This window comes from Microvirga lupini (assembly GCF_014191055.1).
Taxonomy (GTDB): Bacteria; Pseudomonadota; Alphaproteobacteria; order Rhizobiales; family Beijerinckiaceae; genus Microvirga; species Microvirga lupini_A.
In genome coordinates, this window is the sequence record NZ_JACHWB010000003.1 from 194,623 (window position 1) to 220,821 (window position 26,199).

29 protein-coding genes are annotated in these 26,199 nt (G+C 65.1%); 17 read left to right on the plus strand and 12 right to left on the minus strand.

The window, feature by feature from the left end:
• Positions 1-13 precede the first annotated feature (13 nt).
• The 4 genes from accB (at position 14) to aat (ending at position 3,268) form a co-directional block, all read left to right on the plus strand.
• Positions 14-481, plus strand: coding sequence for an acetyl-CoA carboxylase biotin carboxyl carrier protein (gene accB / locus FHR70_RS12360; RefSeq protein WP_183450579.1), 468 nt, complete (start codon positions 14-16; stop codon positions 479-481).
• Positions 482-489: 8 nt separating this feature from the next.
• Complete coding sequence (accC, locus tag FHR70_RS12365; RefSeq protein ID WP_183450581.1) at positions 490-1,848, plus strand: acetyl-CoA carboxylase biotin carboxylase subunit; 1,359 nt, start codon at positions 490-492, stop codon at positions 1,846-1,848.
• Between the two features lie 83 nt (positions 1,849-1,931).
• Positions 1,932-2,534, plus strand: a complete 603-nt coding sequence (locus FHR70_RS12370) for a class I SAM-dependent methyltransferase (protein WP_183450582.1) — start codon at positions 1,932-1,934, stop codon at positions 2,532-2,534.
• A 59-nt stretch (positions 2,535-2,593) separates the two neighbouring features.
• Positions 2,594-3,268 (plus strand): leucyl/phenylalanyl-tRNA--protein transferase, encoded by a 675-nt coding sequence (gene aat, locus FHR70_RS12375; RefSeq protein WP_183450583.1) that lies wholly within the window; start codon positions 2,594-2,596, stop codon positions 3,266-3,268.
• Here aat and FHR70_RS12380 read toward each other — a convergent pair.
• Entirely contained in the window at positions 3,265-3,876 is a 612-nt protein-coding gene (locus tag FHR70_RS12380; protein ID WP_183451625.1) for a DUF2155 domain-containing protein, read from the minus strand. The genes aat and FHR70_RS12380 overlap by 4 nt on opposite strands.
• A gap of 149 nt (positions 3,877-4,025) precedes the next feature.
• Positions 4,026-4,481, minus strand: a complete 456-nt coding sequence (locus FHR70_RS12385; RefSeq protein WP_183450584.1) for a MarR family winged helix-turn-helix transcriptional regulator — start codon at positions 4,479-4,481, stop codon at positions 4,026-4,028.
• A gap of 110 nt (positions 4,482-4,591) precedes the next feature.
• On the opposite strand from FHR70_RS12385, the gene FHR70_RS12390 reads away from it, so the two are divergent.
• The 5 genes from FHR70_RS12390 (at position 4,592) to FHR70_RS12410 (ending at position 7,968) form a co-directional block, all read left to right on the plus strand.
• The gene (locus tag FHR70_RS12390) at positions 4,592-4,945 is read left to right on the plus strand and encodes a DUF1428 domain-containing protein (protein WP_183450585.1); all 354 of its coding nucleotides are present in this window, start codon (positions 4,592-4,594) and stop codon (positions 4,943-4,945) included.
• An 11-nt stretch (positions 4,946-4,956) separates the two neighbouring features.
• A complete protein-coding gene (locus FHR70_RS12395) occupies positions 4,957-5,727 on the plus strand; it encodes a VOC family protein (RefSeq protein WP_183450586.1) in 771 nt (256 codons plus the stop codon).
• A gap of 22 nt (positions 5,728-5,749) precedes the next feature.
• A complete protein-coding gene (locus FHR70_RS12400) occupies positions 5,750-6,454 on the plus strand; it encodes a DUF899 family protein (RefSeq protein ID WP_183450587.1) in 705 nt (234 codons plus the stop codon).
• Between the two features lie 108 nt (positions 6,455-6,562).
• The gene (locus FHR70_RS12405; RefSeq protein ID WP_183450589.1) at positions 6,563-7,186 is read left to right on the plus strand and encodes a hypothetical protein; all 624 of its coding nucleotides are present in this window, start codon (positions 6,563-6,565) and stop codon (positions 7,184-7,186) included.
• Positions 7,187-7,191: 5 nt separating this feature from the next.
• Complete coding sequence (locus FHR70_RS12410) at positions 7,192-7,968, plus strand: aldo/keto reductase (protein WP_183450591.1); 777 nt, start codon at positions 7,192-7,194, stop codon at positions 7,966-7,968.
• A gap of 96 nt (positions 7,969-8,064) precedes the next feature.
• Here the strand turns inward: FHR70_RS12410 and FHR70_RS12415 are convergent, their stop codons facing one another.
• Positions 8,065-8,478, minus strand: coding sequence for an NADH:ubiquinone oxidoreductase subunit NDUFA12 (locus FHR70_RS12415; RefSeq protein ID WP_183450593.1), 414 nt, complete (start codon positions 8,476-8,478; stop codon positions 8,065-8,067).
• A 680-nt stretch (positions 8,479-9,158) separates the two neighbouring features.
• Here FHR70_RS12415 and FHR70_RS12420 point away from each other — a divergent pair.
• From FHR70_RS12420 to FHR70_RS12435, 4 genes are all read left to right on the plus strand, one after another.
• A complete protein-coding gene (locus FHR70_RS12420; RefSeq protein WP_183450595.1) occupies positions 9,159-12,860 on the plus strand; it encodes a vitamin B12-dependent ribonucleotide reductase in 3,702 nt (1,233 codons plus the stop codon).
• A gap of 308 nt (positions 12,861-13,168) precedes the next feature.
• Positions 13,169-14,383, plus strand: a complete 1,215-nt coding sequence (locus tag FHR70_RS12425; protein WP_183450597.1) for an SAVED domain-containing protein — start codon at positions 13,169-13,171, stop codon at positions 14,381-14,383.
• Positions 14,380-15,930, plus strand: a complete 1,551-nt coding sequence (locus FHR70_RS12430; RefSeq protein WP_183450599.1) for a nucleotidyltransferase — start codon at positions 14,380-14,382, stop codon at positions 15,928-15,930. The genes FHR70_RS12425 and FHR70_RS12430 overlap by 4 nt, the downstream gene beginning before the upstream one ends.
• A gap of 156 nt (positions 15,931-16,086) precedes the next feature.
• Positions 16,087-16,509 (plus strand): hypothetical protein, encoded by a 423-nt coding sequence (locus FHR70_RS12435; protein ID WP_183450601.1) that lies wholly within the window; start codon positions 16,087-16,089, stop codon positions 16,507-16,509.
• Between the two features lie 546 nt (positions 16,510-17,055).
• Here the strand turns inward: FHR70_RS12435 and FHR70_RS12440 are convergent.
• Entirely contained in the window at positions 17,056-17,529 is a 474-nt protein-coding gene (locus FHR70_RS12440) for a hypothetical protein (protein WP_183450603.1), read from the minus strand.
• A gap of 222 nt (positions 17,530-17,751) precedes the next feature.
• Between FHR70_RS12440 and FHR70_RS12445 the strand changes: the two genes are divergently transcribed.
• The 4 genes from FHR70_RS12445 to FHR70_RS12460 all read left to right on the plus strand — a co-directional run bounded on the left by FHR70_RS12445 (position 17,752) and on the right by FHR70_RS12460 (position 20,500).
• On the plus strand, positions 17,752-17,994 hold the full coding sequence (locus FHR70_RS12445) for a hypothetical protein (protein WP_246408122.1): 243 nt from the start codon (positions 17,752-17,754) through the stop codon (positions 17,992-17,994).
• Between the two features lie 112 nt (positions 17,995-18,106).
• Positions 18,107-18,334, plus strand: coding sequence for a hypothetical protein (locus FHR70_RS12450; protein ID WP_183450606.1), 228 nt, complete (start codon positions 18,107-18,109; stop codon positions 18,332-18,334).
• A 110-nt stretch (positions 18,335-18,444) separates the two neighbouring features.
• Positions 18,445-19,110 carry an exopolysaccharide biosynthesis protein gene (locus FHR70_RS12455; RefSeq protein WP_183450608.1) on the plus strand — a complete coding sequence of 222 codons (666 nt, stop codon included), beginning with the start codon at positions 18,445-18,447 and terminating at the stop codon, positions 19,108-19,110.
• Between the two features lie 73 nt (positions 19,111-19,183).
• Positions 19,184-20,500 (plus strand): CNNM domain-containing protein, encoded by a 1,317-nt coding sequence (locus tag FHR70_RS12460; protein WP_183450610.1) that lies wholly within the window; start codon positions 19,184-19,186, stop codon positions 20,498-20,500.
• Positions 20,501-20,580: 80 nt separating this feature from the next.
• Here the strand turns inward: FHR70_RS12460 and FHR70_RS12465 are convergent, their stop codons facing one another.
• The 8 genes from FHR70_RS12465 to FHR70_RS12500 form a co-directional block, all read right to left on the minus strand.
• A complete protein-coding gene (locus tag FHR70_RS12465) occupies positions 20,581-21,624 on the minus strand; it encodes a DUF6662 family protein (RefSeq protein ID WP_183450611.1) in 1,044 nt (347 codons plus the stop codon).
• Between the two features lie 172 nt (positions 21,625-21,796).
• The gene (locus FHR70_RS12470; protein WP_183450614.1) at positions 21,797-22,459 is read right to left on the minus strand and encodes a DUF6766 family protein; all 663 of its coding nucleotides are present in this window, start codon (positions 22,457-22,459) and stop codon (positions 21,797-21,799) included.
• Between the two features lie 295 nt (positions 22,460-22,754).
• On the minus strand, positions 22,755-22,913 hold the full coding sequence (locus FHR70_RS12475; RefSeq protein ID WP_183451710.1) for a hypothetical protein: 159 nt from the start codon (positions 22,911-22,913) through the stop codon (positions 22,755-22,757).
• Positions 22,914-23,070: 157 nt separating this feature from the next.
• Positions 23,071-23,778 (minus strand): ABC transporter permease, encoded by a 708-nt coding sequence (locus FHR70_RS12480; RefSeq protein WP_183450616.1) that lies wholly within the window; start codon positions 23,776-23,778, stop codon positions 23,071-23,073.
• Positions 23,779-23,780: 2 nt separating this feature from the next.
• A complete protein-coding gene (locus FHR70_RS12485) occupies positions 23,781-24,230 on the minus strand; it encodes a YqaA family protein (protein WP_246408124.1) in 450 nt (149 codons plus the stop codon).
• Between the two features lie 47 nt (positions 24,231-24,277).
• Positions 24,278-24,952 carry a transmembrane anchor protein gene (locus tag FHR70_RS12490; RefSeq protein WP_183450618.1) on the minus strand — a complete coding sequence of 225 codons (675 nt, stop codon included), beginning with the start codon at positions 24,950-24,952 and terminating at the stop codon, positions 24,278-24,280.
• Positions 24,953-24,977: 25 nt separating this feature from the next.
• Complete coding sequence (locus FHR70_RS12495) at positions 24,978-25,727, minus strand: HupE/UreJ family protein (RefSeq protein WP_183450620.1); 750 nt, start codon at positions 25,725-25,727, stop codon at positions 24,978-24,980.
• A 56-nt stretch (positions 25,728-25,783) separates the two neighbouring features.
• A complete protein-coding gene (locus FHR70_RS12500; RefSeq protein WP_183450622.1) occupies positions 25,784-26,167 on the minus strand; it encodes a hypothetical protein in 384 nt (127 codons plus the stop codon).
• Positions 26,168-26,199: the final 32 nt, after the last annotated feature.

Here is a 26,199-nt window from a genome sequence, read left to right on the forward strand (position 1 = left end):
AGAGGTAAGCCCCATGGCCAAGGAAAACCCTTTCGATCCTGATCTCGTCCGCGAGCTGGCGAATTTGATCGCCGACACGGATCTCAGCGAGATCGAAGTGGAGAAGGGCGACCTTCGTATCCGTGTGGCGCGCACGGTCACGGCCGCTGTCTCGGTTCCGATGGCGGCTCCCGCAGCCCCCGCACCCGTCATCGCCCCACCTCCGGCTGCCGCCGCCCCTGAGACCGCCAAGCCGGGCGCTCCCCATCCGGGCGCCGTGCTCTCCCCGATGGTCGGCACCGCCTACCGCAAGCCGTCGCCTGACGCGAAGGCCTTCGTGGAGATCGGCTCCAAGGTGCAGGCCGGCGACAAGGTCCTGCTCGTCGAGGCTATGAAGACCTTCAACGAGATCGTGGCGCCCCGTGCCGGCACCGTGACCGCCATCTTTGTCGAAGACGGAACTCCTGTTGAATACGGCGAACCCCTCCTCGTCATCGAGTAAGGCGCGATATGTTCGATAAGATCCTCATTGCCAATCGAGGCGAGATCGCCCTGCGCATCCTGCGCGCCGCGAAGGAGCTCGGCATCGCCACCGTGGCGGTGCATTCCACTGCTGACGCGGACGCCATGCATGTGCGCCTTGCCGACGAGAGCGTCTGCATCGGCCCGCCGGCCGCTCGCGACAGCTATCTCAACATCCCGGCCCTCATCGCCGCATGCGAGATCACCGGCGCCGACGCGATCCATCCCGGCTACGGCTTCCTGTCCGAGAATGCCCGCTTCGCGGAGGTGCTGGAGCATCACCGCATCGCATTCATCGGCCCCAAGGCGGAGCATATCCGCATCATGGGCGACAAGATCGAGGCCAAACGCACGGCCAAGCGCCTCGGCATCCCCTGCGTGCCCGGCTCCGAGGGCGGCATCACCGACGAGGACGAGGCCAAGCGCGTCGCCAAGGAGATCGGCTACCCGGTGATCATTAAGGCGGCCGCCGGTGGCGGTGGGCGCGGCATGAAGGTAGCGCGCACGGAGGAGGACCTCGTCCACGCGCTCCAGACGGCCAAGACCGAGGCCAAGGCTGCCTTCGGCGACGATGCGGTCTATATCGAGAAGTACCTCGAGAAGCCGCGCCACATCGAGATTCAGGTGCTGGGCGACGGCAAGGGCAACGCCATTCACCTGGGCGAGCGTGACTGCTCGCTGCAGCGCCGCCACCAGAAGGTCTGGGAGGAAGGTCCCTCGCCCGCCCTCAACACCGAGATGCGCGAGCGTATCGGTGGCGTCGTGGCCAAGGCCATGCAGGAGCTGCAATATGCGGGCGCGGGCACCATCGAGTTCCTCTACGAGGACGGCGAGTTCTACTTCATCGAGATGAACACCCGCATCCAGGTGGAGCACCCCGTCACCGAGATGATCACCGGCATCGACCTGGTGAACGAGCAGATCCGCGTGGCGGCCGGACACCCGCTCTCGGTGAAGCAGGAAGATATCAAGATCGAAGGCCACGCCATCGAATGCCGCGTGAATGCCGAGCATCCCTCGACCTTCCGCCCCTCGCCCGGCACGATCAGCTATTTCCACCCGCCGGGCGGCCTCGGCGTGCGCGTCGACTCGGCAGCCTATCAGGGCTACCGCATCCCGCCGCACTACGATTCCCTCGTGGGCAAGCTCATCGTCCATGGCCGAACCCGCAACGAGTGCCTCATGCGCCTGCGCCGGGCTCTCGACGAGTTCGTGGTCGATGGTATCGACACCACGCTGCCGCTCTTCCGCACCCTCGTGCGCAACCCTGAGATTCAGAACGGCCAGTACGACATTCACTGGCTCGAGAATTTCCTGAAGACGGGCGGTCTGGGGGAAACTGAATAATATTGTTATGAAATATCGGCCCCGCTATTCTGGCTGCAGTGGAACAGAGGGCCACGTCACTGAAGGCGAGGCTGTGGAAGACCATGCCTCGCTTTCTTCATGTCGGCTGCGGCCCAAAGCGCAAGGATCAGACCGTCAAGGCATTCGCATCCTCCGAATGGGAGGAAGTGACGCTCGATATCGACAAGAGCGTGAAGCCGAACCTGGTCGACAAGTTGCCCGAACTGTCACAGGTCGAGTCGAACAGTTTCGACGCCGTCTATTCGGCTCACAACATCGAGCACCTTTATCCTCACGAAGTTCCGCTGGCGCTAAAAGCCATGCACCGCGTCCTCAAACCCGATGGGTTTGTGATCCTCACCTGCCCGGACCTTCAAACGATTGGGGAGAGGTTGGCCTCAGGCGACATCGAGACGCCGCTCTATACGAGCAGCAGCGGCCCGATCTCTCCCATCGACATGATGTATGGCTTCAGACCTTCGATGAAGCGCGGCAACCTTTACATGGCTCATCATACGGGCTTCACGATCAAGTCGCTCGGCAAGGCCTGCGTCGGGTCCGGGTTCTCCAAATTCTTCGGTCTTCGTCGCCCGAAGCGATATGATCTATGGGCCCTCGCAACAAAAGCTCAGATGTCGGATGAAAAAATCCAAGAGCTGGGCAAAATCTATTTGACCCCGGTCTGACTTCGCGTTTGGGCTATCCTATTTTGAAGGACGGCCTGATTGATCAGATTTGTTGGTGAATGACCCAATCTCCCGACCACGCAATCGAGATCACCCCGGATATCCTGCTGAAAGCCTATGCAGCCGGAATTTTTCCCATGGCGGAGGATGCGGACGATCCGTCCCTGTTCTGGGTTGAGCCGCGCGAGCGGGGGATTATTCCCCTCGACGGCTTTCACATCGCCAAACGCCTCGCTCGCACCGTCCGCTCGGACTTCTTCGAGGTTCATGTCGATCGGGATTTCGGCGCCGTGATCGCCGGCTGCGCGGCTCCTGCGACTGACCGGGAGAAGACCTGGATCAGCCGGCGGATCCGCGAGCTCTACGGCGAGCTGTTCGATGCCGGCTATTGCCACACGGTGGAGGTGTATCAGGAGGGTCGTCTCGTCGGGGGCCTTTATGGCGTCAGGCTGAATGGCGCCTTCTTCGGCGAGAGCATGTTCCACACGGAGCGCGACGCCTCGAAGGTGGCGCTCGTGCATCTCGTGGCGCGCTTACGCCGAGGCGGCTTCTCGCTCCTGGACACGCAATTCGTGACCTCGCACCTGGCGCAGTTCGGCGCCACCGAGGTCCCGCGGCGGGCTTACAAGCAGATGCTGCGCAATGCCATGGAGCATTCGGCCGACTGGAATGTCTGGCCGAAAGACAGGATTGTGAGCGGCGAGGAAGCGCTCGCCGCCATCGCCGATGGTTAGTTAGGGCGATCCGAATTGATGATCGGCGCAGCCGGACGCCGGGCCGGCTGCTGGCGCTGCGGAGCCTGCTGGCGCAGCGGCGCCGTCTCGACGGCGGGCGGGCGTGGGGCCGTCCCACCGGCCGGAGCCATGATGTCACCGGGCCGCGCCGGATCGTTCGGGCCGCGGGCTGCATCCTGGATCGGCGGCAGCTCCTCAGGGGTCTCCTTGGGCTCGGCGATCACCTCGGTGCCGCCTTTGCAGTCCACAAGCCAGATGTCGTAGACCGGATGCTCGAGGCCATGCAGGCCCGGGCTTGCGGCAAAGAGCCAGCCCGAGAAGACCCGCTTGGCCTTACCCTCGGATCCAGGCTCGTCCACCTCGATGAAGGACGTGGTGTTCGGCGTCTCTGTCGGTGGCTTGGTAAAGCAGACCCGCGGCGTCACCTGGAGCGCGCCGAACTGGACGGTTTCATCGACGGCCACTTCGAACGACACGATTCGCCCGGTGATCTTGTCCAGACCGGAGAAAACGGCCGTGGGATTCTTGATCCTGTCCGCCTGCGCCGCGCCGAGGCCGCCGAGTAGCGATGCGAGCACCAGGGCCGCCCGCGTGCATCCGAGTTTCATCATGCTGTCCAAGCCAAATCCGATCTGGCGTTTCCTGTCCGGCCAAACCTGGCCGCACCCGCTGTCAATTCGGCAACGCGATAGCACGTGAACCATGATGGAAAAAGGGCAAGGCAGGAAGTTAGGCCGGCGACCCGCCCTGCCCTTGCTCACCCAGCCCGCGAGAGTGACCTGAGCCCACCACGAAGAGCCTCCGGCTCCAGCTCCGGCAGGCCCGCCTCGATAGCGGCATGAAGTTCGCGCCAGATCGGAAAGGCTGTGGCCAGCACCTCCCGCCCCGTGTCGGTGAGGCCAACCAACCGGCTCCGGCGGTCTTCCGGGTCGCGGGTGACAACGACGAGCCCATCCCTCTCAAGAGGCTTCAGGGCAGCGGTCAGCGTCGTCCGGTCCATCGCCAGTAGCTGGGCGACAGGGCCGATCGCCGGCGGCGTGGGCCGGTTGAGGGCGTTGAGCAGCGAGAACTGGCCGGAGGTGATCCCGGCCGGTCGCAGTGCCTCGTCGAAGCGGCGCGCAAGGGTCCGCGCTGCCCGCTGCGCATGCAGGCACAGGCAGGTGTCGCGCACCAGATGGGTTGTCTCGAAGGAAATCGCCTGCTCGTTTGACATGCCCCATTTATGTTGATATCAACTTATTTGTCAAGAAGAACATGCATCGAGGCGTCACCTAGCAACGCTTCGCTGACCAATAGCTCAGAGAGAACCGAGGGAGAAACGCGATGAAATATGTCGATGGCTTCGTGCTGGCCGTTCCGGCCGACAAGAAGGAAACTTACCGCAAGCATGCGGCCGAAGCAGCGCCCCTGTTCAAGGAGTTCGGCGCCACCCGCATGGTGGAGTGCTGGGGCGACGATGTTCCGGACGGCAAGCTCACCGATTTCCGCCGCTCCGTACAGGCCAAGGACGACGAGGTCGTTGTCTTCAGCTGGATCGAGTACCCGTCCAAGGAAGTGCGCGACGCCGCCAACCAGAAGATCATGACCGACCCGCGCATGGAGGCGATGGGCCAGCAGATGCCCTTCGACGGCAAGCGCATGATCTTCGGCGGCTTCATGCCGATTCTCGACGTCTGAGGAATTCCGCGATGGCCAATCAGCACGGCGATTTCATCTGGTATGAACTCCTGACGAACGACGCCGACTCAGCCGCCCGCTTCTATGGCGCGGTGATCGGCTGGCAGAACCGGGAGATGGAGGGAGCCGAGAACGGGTACAGGCTCTTCGCGACGGGGAGCACCGAGATTGCCGGCTTCATGCCGATTCCTGCGGAGGCCGAGGGCATGCGTCCGGGGTGGCTCGGCTATGTTGGCGTCGACAACGTCGATGAAGCAGCAGCCGACATCGTCCAGGCCGGCGGCGCGCAGCATATGCTGCCGACCGATATTCCGGGTGTCGGCCGTTTTGCCCTGCTCGCGGATCCGCAAGGCGTCCCGTTCTACGTGATACGCGGCGCGTCGGAGGAAACGAGCACATCCTTCTCGCCGAACGGCATTGGGCATTGCAATTGGAACGAGCTCGCCACCAGCGACCCGCAGGCGGCCCTTACCTTCTACCGGGCCCGTTTCGGCTGGGAGAAAGGCGATGCCATGCCCATGGGCGAGATGGGCGACTACCAGTTCATCGACCATGGCGGCCGGACCATCGGGGCCGTGATGCGTGCGATGCCCGAGGGTCCGCCCCCCAGATGGACGTTCTATTTCGGCGTCGAGGATATAGATATCGCGGCCCAGGCTGTCTCCGGCCATGGCGGCACGATCCACTACGGCCCCGCCGAAGTGCCGGGCGGCGTCTTCATCATCGTCGCCAACGATCCGCAGGGAGCGCTGTTCGGCCTCGTCGGCCCACGCAGATCGTAACCTGCCCTCCGAGGAGCATCTCATGACCGACACCCTCGTCCCCGCCGAAGAACTTGCGCGCCGCTCGCCGGTGCGCTTTCCGAACGAGAGCGCCGAGTACCGCGCTGCCCGCACGGCCCTGCTGGCGGAAGAGATCGAGCTGAGGCGCCACTTGGAGCGCGTCGCCGCCCAGCGCCGAGCTCTGCCGCCCGGTGGCGCGGTGACCGGCGACTACCGCTTCGAGGGAGAGAACGGCCCGGTGAGCTTCGCCGACCTCTTCGGCGACAAGCCGTCACTGGCCGTCTACAGCTACATGTTCGGCCCGCAGCGCAAGCGGCCCTGCCCCATGTGCACCAACCTGCTCGGCGCGCTCGATGGCAACGGCGCCGACATCCAGCAGCGCATGGCGCTCGCCGTCGTCGCGAGCTCCCCGATCGAGCGCCTGATCGCCTGGAAAAAGGAACGTGGCTGGAAGAACCTGAAGCTCTATACAGACCTCAACGGCAACTACTCCCGCGATTATTATGGCGTGCTGGAAAACGGCGAGGAGATTCCGGGCTTCAACGTCTTCAGCCGGCGCGACGGTACGATCCGTCATTTCTGGAGCGGCGAGATCACCGGCGATGCCGCCGATCCCGGCCAGGATCCGCGCGGCGCACCTGACCTCGCTCCGCTCTGGAACGTACTCGATATGACGCCCGAGGGCCGCGGCACGGATTGGTATCCGAAGCTGGATTACCCTGGGTAGTCTCCCGGGATTGGATGAACGCTCTACTATTTCGCTAGGCTATTCGAGAGCGACAATGATCGGCTAAGCTCCTGGGCATGGACGTGACCCGGGAGCGAAGACGCGCTCATGATGGAAAACCAGGCTTCAAGTGATGATGCCCGACAGCGGCTCGGGTTCTTGCCTGCTGCGGAAACAGCCGCCCTCGCCCGCGACGGCGTCCTGATCCCGGATCCGGGCTCCGTATTGGTATCGCCCGGTGTTCGGCTTGAAGAGGGAGTGGTGCTCTGGCCCGGGATCATTCTCCAGGTCCAAGATGGCGGAACCCTGGTCATCGGCAACCACACTCAGCTTTTCTCTGGAAGCCGACTTGTTGCCTCAGGAGGATCGATCAAGGTTGGAGCACGGGCCGAGATCGGCGACGAAGGCGGGTTCACCCTGAAGGCCGGGACGGGCGATGTGATCGAGGTCGGCGACGGGGCACGTCTTCTCGGTGGAGGATCGCTCACGCTGTCGAACCGGATCGGGCGCGGTGCGCAGATCCTCGGACCGATCCGCTGCCAGAACTGCACCTTAGGGGATGGCGCGACCTATCGGGATCCTGAGCCGGACGAGCGCGGCGGCGTTCTCAAAGGCTCTGGGGTCGCCCGCCAGACCGAGGTGCCGACCGGCTCCGTCATCCAGGCTTTCGGTCTGTTCTCGGAAGGGATTCTCAGGCGGCAATCCCATTTCCATCCCAAGTCGGGGAGGTAAGCCGCATGGCGCATCATCTCGATGGTCCCGGGCTTAAGCTCGGCCTCGGCCTGCTCTCGATTGGCCGCGCATGGGGTGTCGCCCCAAGTGCGCCGCCGAGTGAGAGCGAGGCGCAAGCTCTGCTGGCCAAAGCATTGGAACTGGGCATTACGATCTTCGATACCGCCCCGGCCTATGCCCAGAGCGAAGCCCGGCTAGGCCGCTTCCTCACCGCTCTTGAGCCGTCCGCCCGACGACGGCTGACCATCATGACGAAAGCCGGAGAGCACTGGGATTTCGAACGGGGTTCCAGCTTCGTCGATCACAGCCGCGATGCGCTGGTCCGAAGCATCGACCGCTCCCTCTCGCTCCTCGGAACCATCGATGTGCTGCAGATCCACAAGGCGACGAGCGATGTCGTGACCGATCCCGATGTCATCGCCGCGATGGAGCATGCGCGGCGCTGCGGGGTCACCGCCTTCGGCGCCAGCGTCAGCGATGTGGAGGCCGGGCGGCTCGCGCTGGAAAGCGGAATGTACGACGCGCTGCAGTTTCCTCTGAACATGTTGAGCCAGACCATGGCTCCATTGCTGCCGGAACTGGAATCGAGCGGCCGCGCTGCGATCGTCAACCGCCCCTTCGCCATGGGCGGATTGCTGGCGGAGCAGCCTTTCGAAGAAGCCGCAAAAGCGGCGTTCCGCTACATCGAGAAACGATTGCCCAGAGCGGTGATTCTCACTGGCACCGGAAACGTCGCGCATCTCGCGCAGAACCTGGAGGCTTTTCAGAACAGGTCGGCTTAGGTCCCGCCCTTGGGCAGCCATAAAGAAGCCCGCACTCGATGCCGGTGCGGGCCTGGGTTCTCTTCAGCATCACAGGTCAGGAGGCCGCTGGCGAACTCACTCGCCGGGAGTCCACGGCACGTAATCGCCCGTGGCGGCGGGGCGCTGTCCGGCTCCGAGTTGCGACCCTTGCGGCCGGTAGGCCTGGGCCGTGCCGGTCATGTTCGGCACATAGGGCTTTTCCCAGGAATGGGGCCGGTAGGCCTCCTCGCTCGGGGGCACGTCGCCGTTGTGGCACAGCCAGGCGCGCCATCCGGGAGGCACCTTGGAGGCATCGGCATCGCCGTTGTAGATCACCCAGCGGCGCTCGGCGCCCACATTGGAGTCGATCGCCTGCGGCTGGACATAGCGGTAATAGGTGTTGCCGAACTCGTCCGTGCCGACGAACACGCCCTTGCGCCAGGTGAAGAATCGGGTGCCGAGGGTCTGTCCGTTCCACCAGGTGAAGAACTGGGTGAAAAACTCTTTCATGCTGCTGCCGCCGGAGGGGTTCGTGAAGTTGCGCGGAATATGGCCGCAAGGGGCAGCGAAGTCCAGCCTTTCGGGGTGTGAAAACCGGCGCTGATTCTCCGACTCACCCCTTCCCCAGCGGCGGGCGCCGAATTTCCCGCAATCAGGCCATTTCGGCCGCCCGTCGGGTCATGAGAGCCCCTCCCCGGAATTGATGCGCCGGCACAACATATACCCCTCGTTAAGCATAACCCGAGCTGTGGTCTTAAGCCGGCGAAGCTTGGCCATTGCGAAAATCGGGAACGGATTCTCAGAGGAGTCTCCGAGGCTTAGCCGGAAGGGCAATTGTTATCCACAATTCTCACAGCTACACACAACATATAGTTCGGAACCGTGAGCCGCGACACTAGTTCTTGACGTGAGGCTCGCAACACGACTAGCTTGCCGGGGTACCGACCAGAGACCGGCGGCCGACCTGAAAAGGCCGGTTGAACACTCCCCAGAGCAGGCGTCAGAGCCCGCGGCAACGCCGTTGCCGCGCCACCTGTGACGCCCAAAGGGGCCGAAACTCAGGCGTGTTGCGTGGGCGATCCGAAAGAGCGGATCGTTGGGGCGTCGAACAATAATTGTGGGCTGATGAGCTGCGGGGCAAATCGCGGCCATGGGGACGTTTTGTCTCCAGAACTCTAGGAATGTGACCTATGCGGATCGAGCGGCGTTATACGAAGTCTGGCCAATCGCCTTATTCCTCCCTCGCCTTCCGGCTCGCCACGAGCGAGATCCGCAATCCGGATGGCTCGGTGGTCTTCAAACTTGAGAACATCGAGGTGCCGGAGACCTGGAGCCAAGTGGCCTCCGACGTGCTGGCCCAGAAGTACTTCCGCAAGGCCGGCGTTCCGGCCCGCCTGAAGAAGGTGGAGGAGAACGACGTCCCGTCCTGGCTGTGGCGCTCCGTGCCCGACGAGGCCGCCCTCTCCTCCCTGCCCGAGGATCAGCGCCTCGGCTCCGAGATTTCCTCCAAGCAGGTCTTCGACCGTCTCGCCGGCTGCTGGACCTATTGGGGTTGGAAGGGCGGCTATTTCTCGTCCGAGGAAGACGCCCAGGCTTTCTATGACGAGCTGCGCTTCATGCTCGCCAACCAGATGGTGGCGCCGAACTCCCCGCAATGGTTCAACACCGGCCTGCACTGGGCCTACGGCATCGACGGCCCCGGCCAGGGCCATTATTACGTGGACTACAAGACCGGCAAGCTGACCAAGTCCAAGTCGTCCTACGAGCACCCGCAGCCGCATGCCTGCTTCATCCAGGGCGTCGAGGACGATCTGGTGAACGAGGGCGGCATCATGGACCTGTGGGTCCGCGAGGCGCGCCTGTTCAAGTACGGCTCCGGCACCGGCTCCAACTTCTCCAAGCTGCGCGGCGAGGGTGAAAAACTCTCCGGCGGCGGCCGCTCGTCCGGCCTCATGAGCTTCCTCAAGATCGGCGACCGGGCTGCCGGCGCGATCAAGTCGGGCGGCACCACGCGCCGCGCCGCCAAGATGGTGGTGGTCGATGTCGATCACCCGGACATCGAGAGCTACATCGACTGGAAGGTGAAGGAGGAGCAGAAGGTCGCGGCCCTCGTCACCGGCTCCAAGCTCGCCGCCAAGCACCTCAAGGCCATCATGAAGGCCTGCATCAACTGCGAGGCCGAGGGCGATGCCTGCTTCGATCCGGAGAAGAACCCGGCTCTGAAGAAGGAGATCAAGCTGGCCCGCCGGGTGCAGATCCCGGACAACTACATCAAGCGCGTCATCCAGTTCGCCAAGCAGGGCTACACGGATATCGACTTCCCCGTCTACGACACCGATTGGGATTCGGAAGCGTACCTCACCGTCTCCGGCCAGAACTCCAACAACTCCGTCTCGCTGACGGACGACTTCCTGCGCGCTGTCGAGAACGATGCCGATTGGCACCTCACCGCCCGCAAGGACGGCAAGCCGGTGAAGACCCTCAAGGCCCGCGACCTGTGGGAGCAGATCGGCCACGCCGCCTGGGCGTCCGCCGATCCCGGCCTGCACTTCAACACCACCATGAACGACTGGCACACCAGCCCCGCCGGTGGCCGCATCCGGGCGTCGAACCCCTGCTCGGAATACATGTTCCTGGATGACACGGCGTGCAATCTCGCCTCCGCCAACCTGCTGCAGTTCTTCGACCGCCAGAACCACAAGTTCGACGCGGAATCCTTCGAGCATGCCTGCCGCCTCTGGACGGTGGTGCTCGAAATCTCCGTGATGATGGCGCAGTTCCCGTCCAAGGAGATCGCGCAGCTCTCCTATGAGTACCGCACGCTGGGCCTCGGCTTCGCCAATATCGGTGGCCTGCTCATGACCATGGGCCTGCCCTACGACTCCGACGCCGGCCGTGCGCTCGGCGGCGCCATCACGGCGATCATGACCGGCGTGTCCTATGCCACCTCGGCCGAGATGGCCGGTGAACTCGGGCCGTTCCCGAACTACAAGGCCAACGCGAAGCACATGCTGCGCGTGATCCGCAACCATCGCCGCGCGGCGCATGGCGAGGCTCAAGGCTATGAGGGCCTGGCTGTCAACCCGGTGCCGCTCGATCACGCCTCCTGCCCTGACCAGGACCTCGTCGCCCATGCCAAGTCCGCCTGGGACAAGGCTCTCCAGCTCGGCGAGAAGAACGGCTACCGCAACGCGCAATCCACCGTGATCGCCCCCACGGGCACGATCGGCCTCGTGATGGATTGCGACACCACCGGCATCGAGCCCGACTTCGCCCTGGTGAAGTTCAAGAAGCTCGCCGGCGGCGGCTACTTCAAGATCATCAACCGGGCCGTGCCCGATGCGCTCCGCGCGCTCGGCTACCGCGAGCACGAGATCGCCGAGATCGAGGCCTATGCGGTCGGCCACGGCTCCATGAAGCAGGCACCCGCCATCAACCCCGGCTCGCTGCGCGCCAAGGGCTTCACGGACGACAAGATCGACGCGGTGGAGAAGGGCCTGAAATCGGCCTTCGACATCAAGTTCGTGTTCAACCGCTGGACTCTGGGCGAGGACTTCCTCACCGGCACGCTGAAGGTCCCGGCGGAAAAGCTCAACGATCCGTCCTTCGACCTGCTGTCGTTCCTCGGCTTCTCGAAGGCCGACATCGAGGCCGCGAACATCCACATCTGCGGAGCGATGACTCTCGAGGGAGCGCCCTTCCTCAAAGTGGAGCACTACCCGGTCTTCGATTGCGCCAATCCGTGCGGCAAGATCGGCAAGCGCTACCTCTCGGTGGAGAGCCACATCCGCATGATGGCGGCGTCGCAGCCCTTCATCTCCGGTGCGATCTCCAAGACCATCAACATGCCCAACGACGCCACCGTCGAGGATTGCAAGAACGCCTACATGCTGTCCTGGAAGCTGGCGCTGAAGGCCAACGCCCTCTACCGCGACGGCTCCAAGCTCTCGCAGCCGCTGAACTCCGCCCTCATCGCCGATGAGGACGAGGATGCGGACGACGCGGTGGAGACGCTGGCCGCCATGCCGGCTGCCGCCAAGGCCGCGCATGTGTCGGAGAAGATCGTCGAAAAGATCGTCGAGCGCGTGGTGGCCCTGCGCGACCGCGAGAAGATGCCCGACCGCCGCAAGGGCTACACCCAGAAGGCCGTCGTCGGCGGCCACAAGGTGTATCTCCGCACCGGCGAATACGACGACGGACGCCTCGGCGAGATCTTCATCGACATGCACAAGGAAGGCGCCGCCTTCCGGGCCATGATGAACAACTTCGCCATCGCGATCTCCCTCGGCCTGCAATACGGCGTGCCGCTGGAGGAATACGTGGAGGCCTTCACCTTCACGCGCTTCGAGCCCGCCGGCTTCGTCCAGGGTAACGAGCGCATCAAGTCCGCCACCTCGATCCTCGACTACGTGTTCCGCGAGCTCGCCGTGTCCTATCTTGGCCGCAACGACCTCGCCCACGTGGACCCGTCGGAGGCAGGCCCCACCACCATCGGCAAGGGCGAGGACCAGTCGAAGGCGCCGGAGCCCGCTCCCGCCACGGCCATCGTGTCCCGCGGCTTCGTGCGCGGCAACTCCGACCGCCTCATGCTCATCCCCGGCGGTGGCACCGGCAGCGCCGGAGGCATTACTCAGCGGACGACCGGCGTGACGGTCGGCGCGAACGCGCTCAAGGCTGAACTCGCTCAGCCCGCCGCGCAGGAGAAGCCGGTCGGCGAAGCCGAAATGTCCAAGCTCGCCTTCACGGCCCCGTCCGTCGCCGACCGGCGCGCCGAGGCCAAGATGAAGGGCTATGTCGGCGAAGCCTGCCCCGAGTGTGCGAACTTCACGCTGGTGCGCAACGGGACGTGCTTGAAGTGCGATACTTGTGGAAGCACGACCGGGTGCTCTTGATTATGCCGACCGTTGATGTCGCCCCCAAATGGGCGACATCTACCGTTAATGGCCGTCACGGCGCATCGCATAAGAGCGTCGTGACGGACCGAGGGAAGGCCGCACCTAGGGGTTGCACCGATACCGCATCCCTGTTCGGGTTAATCCAACCCGACGGCCCGACCTGATCAAGTCAACTGCCCGCCGCATCGATCAGCGGGCTCTTTCCCCAAACTCCTTGAGCCTCAGGGATCGGGCGGCCGTGTGCTGCCCGAAGCCTCCCGTTCGGAACAAAAGGGGACCAACCAACACGATGGAAGGACTCGTGCATGGCTACCCGTGGCCAGAAGGCCTCACGCACGTCCGCAAAGGACTCCGCCAAACCGCCCAAGATCTCCCGCAAGGCAGTTCCGGCACACATTAAGGCAATCGTCTGGGGCCAGGCCGCCGGGCGGTGCCAGTTCACCGGGTGCAACGAGCGACTGATCGGCGACCTCATCTCCGGGAAGACGCACTTGAACAAGGCCTACATCGCCCACATCGTCGCCGACAGCGCGGACGGTCCCCGCGGTGATGCGGACCTTTCCCCAAAGCTCACCCACGACCCCGCCAACCTGATGCTGATGTGCGATCCCCACCACCGCCTCATCGATGGACCGGGGACGCGGCAGGACTACACAGTGGAACGCCTGCGCGAGATGAAGGCCCGTCATGAGCGGCGCATCGAGATCGTGACGGGCATCGATGAGGATCGCGCATGCCACGTGATCCGATACACGGCAGGCATCGCCGCGAATGAGTCCCATGTCGCTGCCGAGCACGTGAGGTCAGCCATGCTGCCTGACTTGTACCCGGCGGAGGGCGGCTGGATCGACCTCGACGTGGTCGGCCTGAGCCTGCCCGACCATGACCCGGACTACTGGAGGACCCACCTCCGCAATCTGCGAGAGGCGTTCTCCCAGAAGGTGCGAGGGCGTCTGGAGCGACGGGAGATCAAGCGTCTCGCCGTGTTCGGCGTGGCCCCCATGCCGCTGCTCGTGGAACTCGGGCGCCTGCTCTCGGATGTTCCCACCGCAGAGGTCCGACAGCTTCTCCGTAACCCGAAGGGCTGGCGGTGGCAGGACTCGGAGGCCCCGATGTCCCTCACCGTCTCCCCGGCCGCAACGGCGGGCAGGACGGTGGCCCTCAAGCTCGAGATCAGCGCAGGGATCGCCAATGACAGGATCGCCCAAATCCTCGGTACCAATGCCCCAATCTGGTCGATCTCGGCCTCGGGCGCTCACAACGACATCATGCGGCGCCGCGATGACTTGGCCGATTTCGCGAAGGCCTTCCGGGGAACCCTCGATGCCATCAAGCGGGCGCATGGCGAGGACGTAACCGTGCACCTCTTCCCGGCCATGCCCGTCTCCGCAGCCGTGGAAGTCGGCCGGGCGTGGCAACCGAAAGCGCATCCCCCGATTCGCATCTACGACCAGAACAACGCGCTCGGCGGCTTCATCCCCGCGCACGAACTCACCCACGAGCAGCGGAGCGCAGCATGACATTCCATTTCACGCCCCGTGCCTCGCGCGAGTTCGAGGACTTCCTGGAGGCCCTTGAGGCCGAACTTGAGATCCCGCCGAGCCGCTACGAGGCGGCGGAGCGCAGCTACCATTCCGTAGGAGACTGGCTCAACCGCCCGGAGTCCAAGCTCCAGCGCTTTGAACCGCAGGTCTACGTGCAGGGATCCTTCCGGCTCGGCACGGCCATCAAGCCACTCAGCGAGAAGGACGAGTACGACGTCGACGCGATCTGCGAGATGCGCCGCATGGCGAAGGAGCACTACAGCCAGTCGCAGCTCAAGGACATGCTGGGCAACGAGCTTGCCACCTACGTCGAAGAGAGGGGGATGAACAAGCCCGCGAGCGAGCGGCGGAGGTGCTGGACGCTGCACTACGCGGACGGGAGCCAGTTCCACCTCGACGTCACCCCGGCAGTGCCTCAGGGGGACGATGGCCGACGGTTGCTCAGGATGATCGGCGTTCCGCCGGAGCTGACCGGAGCGGCCATCGCCATCACCGACCGGGAGCACGCCAACTACCGTCGGATCTCGAGCGACTGGCCGAGGAGCAATCCGAAAGGTTACTGCGAGTGGTTCAAGTCACGCATGAGCGCGGTTCTTGCGCGGCGGAAGGCGGCGATGGCTGCAACCCGCGCCGAGGTGGAGAGGATCCCCGATTACAAAGTCAGGACCCCTCTACAGTCAGCCATCAAGCTCCTCAAGCGCCACCGGGACATCATGTTCTCGGGCAGTCCCGATGAGGCGCCGATCTCGATCATCATCACCACCCTTTCGGCGCACGCCTACAGAGGCGAGGAGACGACGGCGGACGCTCTCACCCGGGTGCTCACGGACATGCGAGACTACATCCTCGTCGGCAGGGACGGCGTCCACCGCATTCCGAACCCCACGGACCCCGAGGAGAACTTCGCCGACAAGTGGCAGGAGAAGCCGGAGCTCCGGAACGCCTTCGATGAGTGGTTGGAACGGGCACGCACCGACTTCCAGTCGGTTTCCCGCTCCCGTGACCGCAAGCAGATTGCCTGGGTGATGTCCCGCGCAATGGGAACGATCCCGGTCGACCGCATTCTCCAGAAGCACCCGATCACGGTCGCCGACAACCTGCCGGTCAGGATCCGCGATTTCGGTCGGGATCTCGTCATGCGCGCGAACCATCGGCGCGCTCCCCGTTGGCCAAACGCACCTGCCGGCCAGGCCCGCATCGAAGAGGCCACATTCACCCGTGACGGCTTCCGGCCGGAGCGTCTCCAGAGCGAAGGGCGGATACTCGAAAAAGGTGGCGACCTCCGGTTCGTCGCTCACACGACAGTGCCGGCACCCTACAGGGTTTACTGGCAGATCGTGAACACCGGGACGGACGCCGAGCGTGCCAACGGGCTGCGAGGCAGCTTCGAATACTTCGAGAAGGGCGGTCTCACCAAGAAGGAGTCGACCAAGTTTGGCGGCCCTCATTCCATCGAGTGCTTCATCGTGAAGAACGGCAGACTGGCCGCCCGAAGCGGGGCATTCGTTGTCACCATCCGTTGACGGAACGGGAAAGCTGGAGCTGGCGGTGGCCGCCGGGTCCAACTTTCCATCGTCTCGTTGATCACATCATCGGCAGGCGTTGTCGATTGCACCCACGCCTCCAACCCTCCCGAGAGCGGTTCCCGCAGCCGTCCCTGCTCTCGAGGAGGTCTTCCGATGAACGACGACATTCCGTGGCCGCGGCCCGGCCAGCCGCTCTCCCCGGCCTCCCTCCTGGCCGAGATCGACGACGTCGTGTACGACCTGCTCGAGCACGAGGAGGGCTGGACGGTCCGGGACGTCATCGCGTCCGTGGAGCGCCGCATCGACGTCATGGTCCTGCACAAGACCTCGCTGCGCCCCGATCCCGAGGTCTCCTCCCGGATGCTCGCCCCTGAGTACGTGCACGGAAGAATTCGCGCCGTGGTGAAGGACATCGAGTCCCGGGTCGTCGGCCGGGGCGTCAGCGAGCACGGGGAGCCGCTCGTGTACGTCCGGCGGAGGTCGCCGTACATGGGCAACGAGCTGGACGCACGGATCACCGGCGTGAGCATGCCCGACGAGGGCGAGCCTGTCGTGACGATGGGGATCGGGTTCTAGGCGCGGAGACGATCTGGTCCTCGAGCGGCTTGGGCGATCCTTGCCCTGTCATCACGGGATGGTCGACGGAACGCCTGGTCCTCGCGACGGATACCGCCCTACGCGCGGTAGTCCTTGAAAGGCCCGCACACAGCCGCCGATGACGGGTAATATCGTGGGAGCTTGCGACGACTTAGTCCAGGAACAGGGCGTCTCGGCAATGTGCGTAGCGCTGCATATCGTGTCTGTTGTCCCCGGGTCTTGAAGTCTGACTCAAACCCCGGGGTATCCTGACCCGAATGGGCGAAAAGCCTGACTCTCGGTCCTTGCAGCCGTGGGTTGTGCGCGAGCCGACGGGTCTGGGCGTTGCCGCAAAGGATTGGAAAAGGCCCGTCTTCCCTGAAGGAGGCGGGCCTTTTTCCGTCCGGACGGCCCCGGCTGCGGCTTCCCTGCATCGAGTCCTTCGGCTGGTTTCGTGCCACCCGTCCAGCACCTGGCGCACGAGTCCTGCGGGTCTGCGGCATCGAAGCACCGGGGTCCGCGGTCCCGAGCGTCGGGGACCGGACCTCAGCGCCAGTTCACGTAATTCTTGCTGACCTCCCACTTAAGGGATTCGTAGGTGTAGCCCTCGGGAGGGCCCTGGTACTCGGAGATGGACCAGCAGCCCACGTGGGTCTCGCCCGGTCCCAGGATTCGATCGCTGGTGAGCGAATACGCGTTCATGACAGAACTGCTGTAGCCCGGCTTGTAGGCCGAGAGGCTGAAGCTCACCGACGAGAGCGTCCTGTCGGGCGACCTGTTCGTGACCTCCACCATCACCGGATAGCGGGGATCGGCGCAGGCCGTCCTGTTGCCGCTGGCCCGCAGGACGACCTGGGCCAGTTCCCTTTCCCGGGCCTCCGCCCGGCGTCGGCCCGCCTGGTCCATGAAGAAGAACAGCGCGCCGCCACCGACGACCAGGATGCCGAGCAGCGCGAACATCTGCCTCGGAAACGAGAAGAAAAGGAACAGGGCGACCCCAGTCCCGACGATCCATGCCATGTTCTTGCCCCCCGGCTCGCGGCAGGAGGCGATATTACGGAACTGCCCGTGCGTGCCAAGCTGACTCCGTGTCGTGGCAGTGGATCACGTCAGGCCGTCTCCTGCCGGATCGAGGATCGTCAGTGTTTCCCCGCATTCCACAGGCTCGGAACGAAAGCAGAACATTCCGCTGGAGACCGGGGCGTCGAATCAGTAACCTCGCGGCTCTCAGGGGAGGTGACGATGACCGATCAGGTTCAGCCCACGTGCGACACGGACTGGATGGAGGCGGATGTCACGGCCGTGATCGAGGCCTGCGGAGGCGATCCGCGAACGGCCATCAAGGCACTCCTCGTCGAGCAGCACATCCAGGAGCAACGGATCGAACGCCTGGCCGCGGCACTGTCGTTCGGCTACGTGCGCGGGAGGATCGGCGTGACGCCGGTCCGGGTTGGCTCCAGCCACGGTGAACCCACCCGATCATGATGGTTCCCGCCAGTCCCGCGTCGTCATCCATGCCTCATCGACCGGGGCGAACGCGGAATTTCGAGGGCTTGATCCCATGCGACACGGTCATCCGAGAAGGTTCCGGCGCCTCATGACCCTGGAGGTTGCAGACAGGCTCCTGGAGTCGCTGCGGCCGACCCGCCATCTCCTCACGCGGACGTTGGCCGACATCCCGATCGGCGGTCCGGAGTACCGTCAGATCGATCGCGTGGTGCAGGAAATCGATGCACTTGCCGAGATCTTGATCGGCGATGTCACCCACTACCATCAGAAGGTCCACTCCGTACCCACGCTCGACACCGGACGCGGTGGCGAATAGGCATCGGAGGACAGCGGCCCATGCCGCACGCAGCGGGCGCCCGCTGCGGCTCACGTGTTTGACAGGACGCCCCCTCGTCCCCATATCCGGCAGCTCACCCAGACCGGATCATGCCCGACCCTTCGAGTACCCTCGCGCCCGTCGCCTCCCCCGACGCGGACGCTGAACCCCGACGATTCTCCGGAATCCTGAACGAGCTCGCGAGCCGCCCCGCCGCGGCCATCAGCCTCGGCGACGTGCTGGATGCCTTCGGAGACCGGGCCTTCGGCGCCCTGATGCTCCTGTTCGCCGCCCCCAACATGCTGCCGCTGCCGCCCGGCCTGTCGGTGGTCCTGGGAGCGCCGCTCCTGTTCGTGACCGCCCAGTTGATGCTGGGGCGGCCTGCCCTGTGGATGCCCCGCTTCATTCGCCGGCAGTCGATGCCCCGCGACCTCTTCCTGCGCCTGACGACGAAGCTCGGCCCCGTCCTGCGGTGGACGGAGCGCATCCTGCGGCCCCGGCTGGCCCTGCTGGTCCATCCAACCAACGAGCGGATCGTCGGTGCGGCCTGCCTGCTGCTCGCCGTCATCCTCCTCCTGCCAATCCCCCTCGGCAACATTCCGCCCGCCTGGGCCATCGCGGCCTTCGCGCTCGGCATCCTGGAGCGGGACGGCCTCGCCACCCTGGTCGGGTGGTTCGGGACCATCGGCAGCGTCCTGATCCTGGCGGCGGTGTCCTCGGCGCTCGTCGCCGGCATCCGTGCCTTCATCGACCAGCCATGGGTTCCGATCGGCTGACGGATCCCAATCGGAGTCCCGTCACTTACCTTCCAACAATCCTGGAGCGGTGCCCCGTGCACCGGAACATCCCGTGCTTGAACTGGCCATCGTCGCCTTCCTGATCGTCCTGAACGGGCTGTTTTCCCTGTCCGAGCTTGCCATCGTGTCCTCCCGCAAGGCGCGCCTGAAGACCATGGCGGAAGCGGGTCGGTCCGGCGCCAGGACCGCCCTGGCCCTGGCCGACGACCCGGGCCGTTTCCTGTCCACGGTCCAGATCGGCATCACGTTGGTCGGCATCCTGGCCGGCGCGTATTCGGGCGCGGCCCTCGGCGACCGCCTGGCCGAGATCCTGATTGGCTATGGCCTCTCGGAAGGCGTGGCCGAACCGCTCGGCTACGGCTTGGTCGTGGCCATCATCACCTACCTGTCCGTGGTCATCGGCGAGCTGGTGCCCAAGAACCTGGCCCTCGGCAACACGGAAGGCATCGCCTGCGCCGTGGCCCCGCTCATGGCGCTGGTGTCCAGGGTGGCCGCTCCCGTGGTCTGGCTGCTCGATGCCTCGACCCGGTTGGTCTTCCGCCTGCTCGGGCGCAGCACCGGCTCCGACAGCGCGGTGACCGAAGAGGAAATCCGCACCATCGTGGCGGAGGCCGAGACCGCCGGGGTGATCGAGACCGACGAGCGCAAGATGATCTCGGGCGTGCTACGCCTGGGCGACCGGGCGGTGCGCGGGGTCATGACGCCCCGCACGGACGTCGACTGGATCGACCTCGACGATGACGAGTTCGCCATCCGCGAGACCCTGATCAACTCCCCGCATTCGCGGCTCCCGGTGGCCGAGGGGCATCCCGACAACATGCTCGGGGTGGTCCAGGCCCGGGAACTCCTGGCGGCTTCGCTGAGGAACGAACCCCTCGACATCCGTGCTCATATCCGCAAGGCGCCGATCATCCCCGACACCCTCGATGCGCTGGACGCGCTTGAGGTGCTGCGGCAGGCCGAGGTCCCAATGGCGCTGGTGCACGACGAGTACGGGCACTTCGACGGCGTGGTCACGCCGGCCGACATCCTCGACGCCATTGCGGGTGCCTTCCGCTCGGACGAGGGCGAAGCCGAGCCCGAGGCGGTGCAGCGGGAGGATGGCTCCTGGCTGCTGGCCGGCTGGATGCCGGCCGACGAGATGGCCGAGCAGCTCGGGATCGCGCTGCCGGAGCGGCGCAACTACGAGACGGTGGCAGGCCTCGTGATCGGTGAGCTCCAGCACCTCCCGAACGCGGGCGAAGCCGTCGAGACGTTGGGATGGCGCTTCGAGGTGGTCGACATGGATGGCCGCCGGATCGACAAGGTGCTGGCCCAGCCGGTCACCGAGGAGGCGGATCGCCCGCCGGAGACGGCCACACCCCGGTAGCACGGTGAAAACCTTGTTTCGCGAGATTCCGTGATCCTTCCGCAAGCTGCCTGGAAGGCCCGTGGCCGGAAGCCCTGCCATCAGAATTGCGCGATCAGCTTGAGCTTGGCCTGATGATGCTCGAAGTTCTCGAGGTCGAGGTGACCGGGTTCGCTACTGGCCTTCCCCGCCACTTGGACGTCCCATGCCGCAGACAAGGACACTTGGTCGGAGACCTTCACGTATAGGGTTGGGCCGATGAACAGCGCATGCCCCTCAAACGTCTTGAAGTCGAGCCCATCATACCGGCGCAGATAGTGGGCCTCGGCTCCGACAAACAGGTTCGGCACCGCCTGGTACGCCACGGCCCCGGAAATCCCGATGGTTGACTCACGCTCAGCCGGTGAAGGGACGACAGCCACAGCCGTCGGATCGAAGGGATCCACTTCCTCCAGGTCACGATCAAGGCCGATGAACGACCGTGGCCGCACGCGCTCGGCTTCGTAGGTGAGGTTGACTGCTGCGAACAGCCGCTCGGGCACCAAGGCCGTGTCAAGGCTCAGCACCGCCTCAAGGGCCGTGCGGCGGGCGCGCTCACCCGTGTCCTGATCGAAGAAGCCGAGTTGGGGTTCAAGGCTGAGCGTCAGCCCGACGGGAGACGGGTCGCGCTTGATGAACTGGTAGCGCATTTGCGTGGAAAGCTGGCTCAACCCGCCCGTGTTCCGGTTCTCGAGATCGGGGACGTTGCGGATCCAGTAGCGGTCGAAGGTGGCGTCGAAGGCGAAGCTGAGCCGCTCAGCCGGCGTATATTCGACCTCGAGCGTGCGGCTGAACACCCGGTAGCGCCCGCCTCTGTGGCCGAAGCGCCCCGTGCTGTCGATGGAGGCTTCCAGCTCGCCCGGATCACCGACGTCGCTGCCCTCGGTGAACCCGAACAGGTCCTCAGTGTCGATCTCGGATTCGGACTGCTTGCCCTCCTGAGACTGCTTGTCCTCTTGGTTCTGCTGCTTCTGTTGGCCCTGCACGCGCTGAGGCTGTGCCGGACGCGGTGGCGGCCGACGCGGGAGCCCTTCGGCACAAACGGGATGGATCCAGGCCATGAGGGCCAAGGCTGGAGCGACACGAAGGACAGGGCTAAGCAACATGACCGCTCCGGCAGGGCTCGATGCAAGGGGACGGCGGTTCAGGCGAACCCTATCCTGTCGCTTCCTGGAGCGGAAGGCCGGCAAAGGTTGTGCGCGCAAGGCCCTGTGGCTGCCAAGTCGATGCGACGCAGTGACTTGGCAGAGGCCGGCTCCGCTGTCCTGAGCCGCTGGGTCAGTGCCCGGTTGCGGCGTGCGGGGCCGCTACGGGTTTGGACTCGGGAGATCCACGCTCGCGCAGGTAGATGCCGAGCACGAGCAGCACGGCAATCGACAGGAACTCGCTCTGCCAGTTCTGGAAGCTCTCGTACCAGAACTGCGGATCCCCGAGGGTCTCGATCATGGATTGCGAGGGCTGATGGTGCTGGAGCGCCTCCTCGTTGATTCGGCGCGTGCTCCCCGCCAGATGCAGCCAGAAGGAGGCAAGAAACAGCGTGACCAGCGCGATGCTGAGGGAATGCGAGTAGAGCTTCAGCAGCAAGCCACCCCGGTGGACAGGCCACGGCGCGTCTGGATCGCCGCGATGCGCCGATGGCGACTCGTCCTCGGGATTGGCCTCGTCCGGCTTCTTGGACTCCGATGCGCCCTTCTGGAAGAGGAAGATGGTGAGCAGCACGTATGTCGCCATCTGGAGGAATTCGCTCTCCCAGTTCTCGAACGTCGCCGAGATGAAATGGCCGCTGGTCAGGTAGGTGAGAAACCCGGTCTCAGGCAGCCCATGCAGGCGGAGTTCCTCCGCGTTGGCCTTCCAGCCCGTCAGGGCCTGGCCGATGAAGGAGATCAGGAAGAGCGCGAACAACGTGAGCGACAACCCATTGTTACGCAGGAACTGCCGCATTCGCCTGACCTCACGCCCTTAACTGCTACGGTTGGGAAACGCGGGACAGGAATGTTGGTTTCACGAGGGCCATGCCCCCTGATCCAGGGTCATCGCAAGGGTGCGGTTCCGTGCGCTAGAGATCCGGTAGCGGTGGCTTGCCTGTCGAAGCATGGCGGCGACCCCGGGCTGGCCCTGCCGCTCCAGCTCGGCGGCGAGCGATGCCAGTTCGGACGCGAGGATCCCCTCTTGGCGGGCGAAGTCCTCCAAAGCTTGCTTGGGGACGGACCATCCGGCTCCGCGTCGGCCGCATTCCCTATCTCGAGCCTCCCGGAGAAAGCTGGGCAATGGTGACCCGGGGCGACCATAGCGGGCGCAGCAGAGGCCCGGCAACAATGGCGCCGATGAAGGCGAAGGAGACCACGACGAGAGCGATGCAGCCGTAACGCGCAAACCAATCCCCAGGGGCCATCATGAACCCTCCAAGCCAAGCATCACGCACCATAAGCAACGAACGAACCGGAGACCGGTTTCCAGCAGATCAGGGCCTGGACCTCGAAGGCTGGAGCAGCCTGCCGCGCCCTGTCGGGGCTCATCGTGCCCAAGAGGCCCCGCCTTCCGGAGCGCCACATCTAGCGCCAGAACTCGTTGAGGCCGATCATGATGAGCATCGCGCCGGTGATGCCCTCGAGGATCCGTGCCGTGCGTTGCATGGCAGCGCCGTGGCCGGCCACAATGCCGACGAACCAGTCACGCCCCAGGATGACGAGCGCCGCGACTGCGGCAAGGGTCAGACCAACCCCCGTCATCATGGACAAGGCGAACGTGAGCCCGGCTTCGGGCACTCCGCGGGCCATGGCAAGGAACATGCCAAACAGGGTAAGCGGGCACGGAATGAGCCCGGCGATGACGCCGACCATCAGGCCTTCGCGATGCTGATGGGATTGGCCCCGGAAGGCCCGAACGAGGAACCACAGGCCGATCAGCCCCAGCAGGCCCCGGCTCAAGGCCTCCAGCAGCGGGGCTTGCCCGGCGCCGCCAAGGGTGCGCGTGATCAGCGGGGCGGCGGTGAGCGCTATGATCACGGCCGAGCCGACGTGCGTCAGGGCAAGCGCCCCGGCGACGCCGACGCCACGGAGGACCGCCAGGCGCGAGCCGACCAGGTACGAGGCGAGGACCGTCTTGCCATGGCCCGGCGTGAGCGCATGAACGGCGCCGAACGCGATCCCGAGCGGCAGGATGAGGACCAGGGTCGCCCAGTCGCGGGTCGCCGCGAAGGCGTTGAGATCTGCCGTGATCGACTGTCGGATCCATCCCTGGACCGCGATCAGGAACTCCATGGCTACATCCAACCCAGCGTGAGCCCGGTGACTGCGAGGTAGCGGGCGGTCTTGGCCACCACTACCAGGGCGAGGAACACCGGGAAAGGCTCACGCAGGACGCCTGCGACGATGGTGAGCGGGTCGCCGATGATCGGCACCCACGACAGGAGCAGCGTCCAGCGCCCGTAGCGGTGATACCAGCCCTCGGCCTTGGCGACCTGCTCCCTGGTGACCGGGAACCAGCGCCGACCTTCGAAGTGCGCGATGAAGCGCCCGAGGAACCAGTTCACGCATGAACCCAGGATATTGCCGAGGCTTGCGACCAGCACCAGCAGCCAGACCTGGTAGTGCTCGGCGATCAGCATGCCGAACAGGACCACCTCCGACTGGAACGGGAAGATCGTCGCCGACAGGAAGGCCGTTCCCGCCAACCCGAGGTATTCAAGCCAGTGTTCCATGGGGGAAACCATGACGGGTCCCTGCGGGCTCCGGGGAGGGAGCCCGCAGGGAAGCCCGGCTACTTCACATGCTTGAGGCTGCCGAAGTCGCCGCTCGCGGTCAGCTTCACCGTGACCGGAGCGGAGCCGCGGTTGCGCCAGAACCAGCCATGGTTGCCGTCTAAGGCAGCCGTGAGTTCGCCCTCGTCGCCGGGAACGCCGCGCCCCTTGGAGTACGAGGTCTCGTTGCCGCCAGGGCCGTCGCCATGGGTGTCGTGGTTGACCGTGCCGCCCTCGACCTTCCAGGAATAGGTCAGCTTGGCACCCTTCCTCATGTCGGCCTTGACCTCGGTGCCCTCGCCGGGCTTCAGGGTGACCGAGATCTCCTGCGCCTTGGCGGCCGCCGAGGTCTGGGCGTGTGCCGAGCCGATGACGAGCTGGGCGAAGATGGGGCCGAGCAGGCTGGAGCGCTGCTCCGGAGCGGGCGTGGCTGGTACCACGGGAGCCGCCGGCGTCTGGCCCGCCTGGTCCTTGGCCCGGTCGGCCTCGGCTTCGTCGTGAAGCTGGGTCTTGATCTCGCCCATCTCGGCGAGCCCGAGGGCGCGCCCGACGCCCGTCGGGTCGATGCCGTACTCGGCCGGCAGGACCACCGTGACGAGGAGCGCCGCGGCGACCCCGGCAGCGATGGCGGTGGAGCGCAAGAGCTGGGCCGAGGACGGGAGTTCGGCGCGGGACGGCATGTCGGTGTTGTACATCGGTGTGTTCCTTGAGTTCGAGGGTTCAGGTGGCGGGAGTCGCGACGAAGTAGCCCGTGAGCTGCATGCCGATCAGCACGAAGCCGGCGCTCATCATGGCGACGTTGGCGGTGTAGGCGTGGCGGAAGAAACCGTCGGTGCGGCGCCAGTAGCCCATCAGGATCAGGATCGCGGACAGCGCCAGAAGCTGGCCGATCTCCACCCCGACATTGAAGGCGAGCAGGTTCGGCAGCAGCCCGTCAGGGGCGACGTCGTATTCCTGGATCTTCGCCGCGAGGCCGAAGCCGTGAAACAGGCCGAAGACCAGGGTGGCCAGCTTGGTGTTGGGCTGGAAGCCGAACCAGCGCTGGAAGGCACCGAGGTTGTCGAGGGCCTTGTAGACGACCGAGAAGCCGATGATGGCGTCGATCAGGTAGGCGCTGACGCTGACCCCGTAGAGCACACCGAAGATCATCGTCACGGAGTGGCCGAGGGCGAACAGGCTGACGTAGAGCCCGATGTCCTTGGCCCGGTAGAGGAAGAAGATCACCCCGAGCAGGAACAGGATGTGGTCGTAGCCGGTCACCATGTGCTTGGCACCGAGATAGACGAAGGGGATCAGGTGAACCCCGGTGATCTCCTGGATGTAGCCCTTGTCGCCCTCGGCGACGGCATGGGCGAGGGCCTCCTGGCCGGAGAGCGGGAGCACCAGGAGGGCTGCGGCGAGCGCGAGGAAGGCGGTCGGCGGGCGCACGGCAGGCGGCCACGACCAGCCTCCGGGAAGAGGTCTGTGCATAGGGATGGTCCGTTGTTCGTTCGTGGAGAAAGGCCGCGGTCAGGCGACCTGCGGGATCAGGCGACGAACGAAGGACACGGTGGCCGGTCGAGACGGAACGTCAGGTGGGACGGCGAACGGCCCTGCTCCCATAGGCGCAGGAACTTGCCGTCCGGGGCCTTCAGGGACGCTGGCGGGGCCGCGAGCCCCATCGTGACGTGGGAGTGATCCTTGTGCTCGGGACCGTGGCCGGGCCGGTGATCCGGATCGGCGTCATCGTCGTCATCGCTGTGCCCGTGACCGAGCTGGTCCACCAGACCAGCGGACGCGACGCCGTCCATGACCTGGGCCGATGCGACCTCGTGCATGGACGGCGCCCCGCGCAGGAACGGCAACGCGCTCAGCATCACCGCGAGGGCGATGATGAGGCGGAGGCCATTCAGGAGGGACGCTCTCGTCATGAGGGGGATTTAGGGATCGCGGGGTTGATCGG

Coding starts and splice junctions, on each gene's coding strand:
- accB (WP_183450579.1), top strand. CDS start 14: ATGGCCAAGGAAAACCCTTTCGATCCTGATCTCGTCCGCGAGCTGGCG.
- accC (WP_183450581.1), top strand. CDS start 490: ATGTTCGATAAGATCCTCATTGCCAATCGAGGCGAGATCGCCCTGCGC.
- FHR70_RS12370 (WP_183450582.1), top strand. CDS start 1,932: ATGCCTCGCTTTCTTCATGTCGGCTGCGGCCCAAAGCGCAAGGATCAG.
- aat (WP_183450583.1), top strand. CDS start 2,594: ATGACCCAATCTCCCGACCACGCAATCGAGATCACCCCGGATATCCTG.
- FHR70_RS12380 (WP_183451625.1), bottom strand. CDS start 3,876: ATGAAACTCGGATGCACGCGGGCGGCCCTGGTGCTCGCATCGCTACTC.
- FHR70_RS12385 (WP_183450584.1), bottom strand. CDS start 4,481: ATGTCAAACGAGCAGGCGATTTCCTTCGAGACAACCCATCTGGTGCGC.
- FHR70_RS12390 (WP_183450585.1), top strand. CDS start 4,592: ATGAAATATGTCGATGGCTTCGTGCTGGCCGTTCCGGCCGACAAGAAG.
- FHR70_RS12395 (WP_183450586.1), top strand. CDS start 4,957: ATGGCCAATCAGCACGGCGATTTCATCTGGTATGAACTCCTGACGAAC.
- FHR70_RS12400 (WP_183450587.1), top strand. CDS start 5,750: ATGACCGACACCCTCGTCCCCGCCGAAGAACTTGCGCGCCGCTCGCCG.
- FHR70_RS12405 (WP_183450589.1), top strand. CDS start 6,563: ATGATGGAAAACCAGGCTTCAAGTGATGATGCCCGACAGCGGCTCGGG.
- FHR70_RS12410 (WP_183450591.1), top strand. CDS start 7,192: ATGGCGCATCATCTCGATGGTCCCGGGCTTAAGCTCGGCCTCGGCCTG.
- FHR70_RS12415 (WP_183450593.1), bottom strand. CDS start 8,478: ATGAAAGAGTTTTTCACCCAGTTCTTCACCTGGTGGAACGGACAGACC.
- FHR70_RS12420 (WP_183450595.1), top strand. CDS start 9,159: ATGCGGATCGAGCGGCGTTATACGAAGTCTGGCCAATCGCCTTATTCC.
- FHR70_RS12425 (WP_183450597.1), top strand. CDS start 13,169: ATGGCTACCCGTGGCCAGAAGGCCTCACGCACGTCCGCAAAGGACTCC.
- FHR70_RS12430 (WP_183450599.1), top strand. CDS start 14,380: ATGACATTCCATTTCACGCCCCGTGCCTCGCGCGAGTTCGAGGACTTC.
- FHR70_RS12435 (WP_183450601.1), top strand. CDS start 16,087: ATGAACGACGACATTCCGTGGCCGCGGCCCGGCCAGCCGCTCTCCCCG.
- FHR70_RS12440 (WP_183450603.1), bottom strand. CDS start 17,529: ATGGCATGGATCGTCGGGACTGGGGTCGCCCTGTTCCTTTTCTTCTCG.
- FHR70_RS12445 (WP_246408122.1), top strand. CDS start 17,752: ATGACCGATCAGGTTCAGCCCACGTGCGACACGGACTGGATGGAGGCG.
- FHR70_RS12450 (WP_183450606.1), top strand. CDS start 18,107: ATGACCCTGGAGGTTGCAGACAGGCTCCTGGAGTCGCTGCGGCCGACC.
- FHR70_RS12455 (WP_183450608.1), top strand. CDS start 18,445: ATGCCCGACCCTTCGAGTACCCTCGCGCCCGTCGCCTCCCCCGACGCG.
- FHR70_RS12465 (WP_183450611.1), bottom strand. CDS start 21,624: ATGTTGCTTAGCCCTGTCCTTCGTGTCGCTCCAGCCTTGGCCCTCATG.
- FHR70_RS12470 (WP_183450614.1), bottom strand. CDS start 22,459: ATGCGGCAGTTCCTGCGTAACAATGGGTTGTCGCTCACGTTGTTCGCG.
- FHR70_RS12475 (WP_183451710.1), bottom strand. CDS start 22,913: ATGATGGCCCCTGGGGATTGGTTTGCGCGTTACGGCTGCATCGCTCTC.
- FHR70_RS12480 (WP_183450616.1), bottom strand. CDS start 23,778: ATGGAGTTCCTGATCGCGGTCCAGGGATGGATCCGACAGTCGATCACG.
- FHR70_RS12485 (WP_246408124.1), bottom strand. CDS start 24,230: ATGGTTTCCCCCATGGAACACTGGCTTGAATACCTCGGGTTGGCGGGA.
- FHR70_RS12490 (WP_183450618.1), bottom strand. CDS start 24,952: ATGTACAACACCGACATGCCGTCCCGCGCCGAACTCCCGTCCTCGGCC.
- FHR70_RS12495 (WP_183450620.1), bottom strand. CDS start 25,727: ATGCACAGACCTCTTCCCGGAGGCTGGTCGTGGCCGCCTGCCGTGCGC.
- FHR70_RS12500 (WP_183450622.1), bottom strand. CDS start 26,167: ATGACGAGAGCGTCCCTCCTGAATGGCCTCCGCCTCATCATCGCCCTC.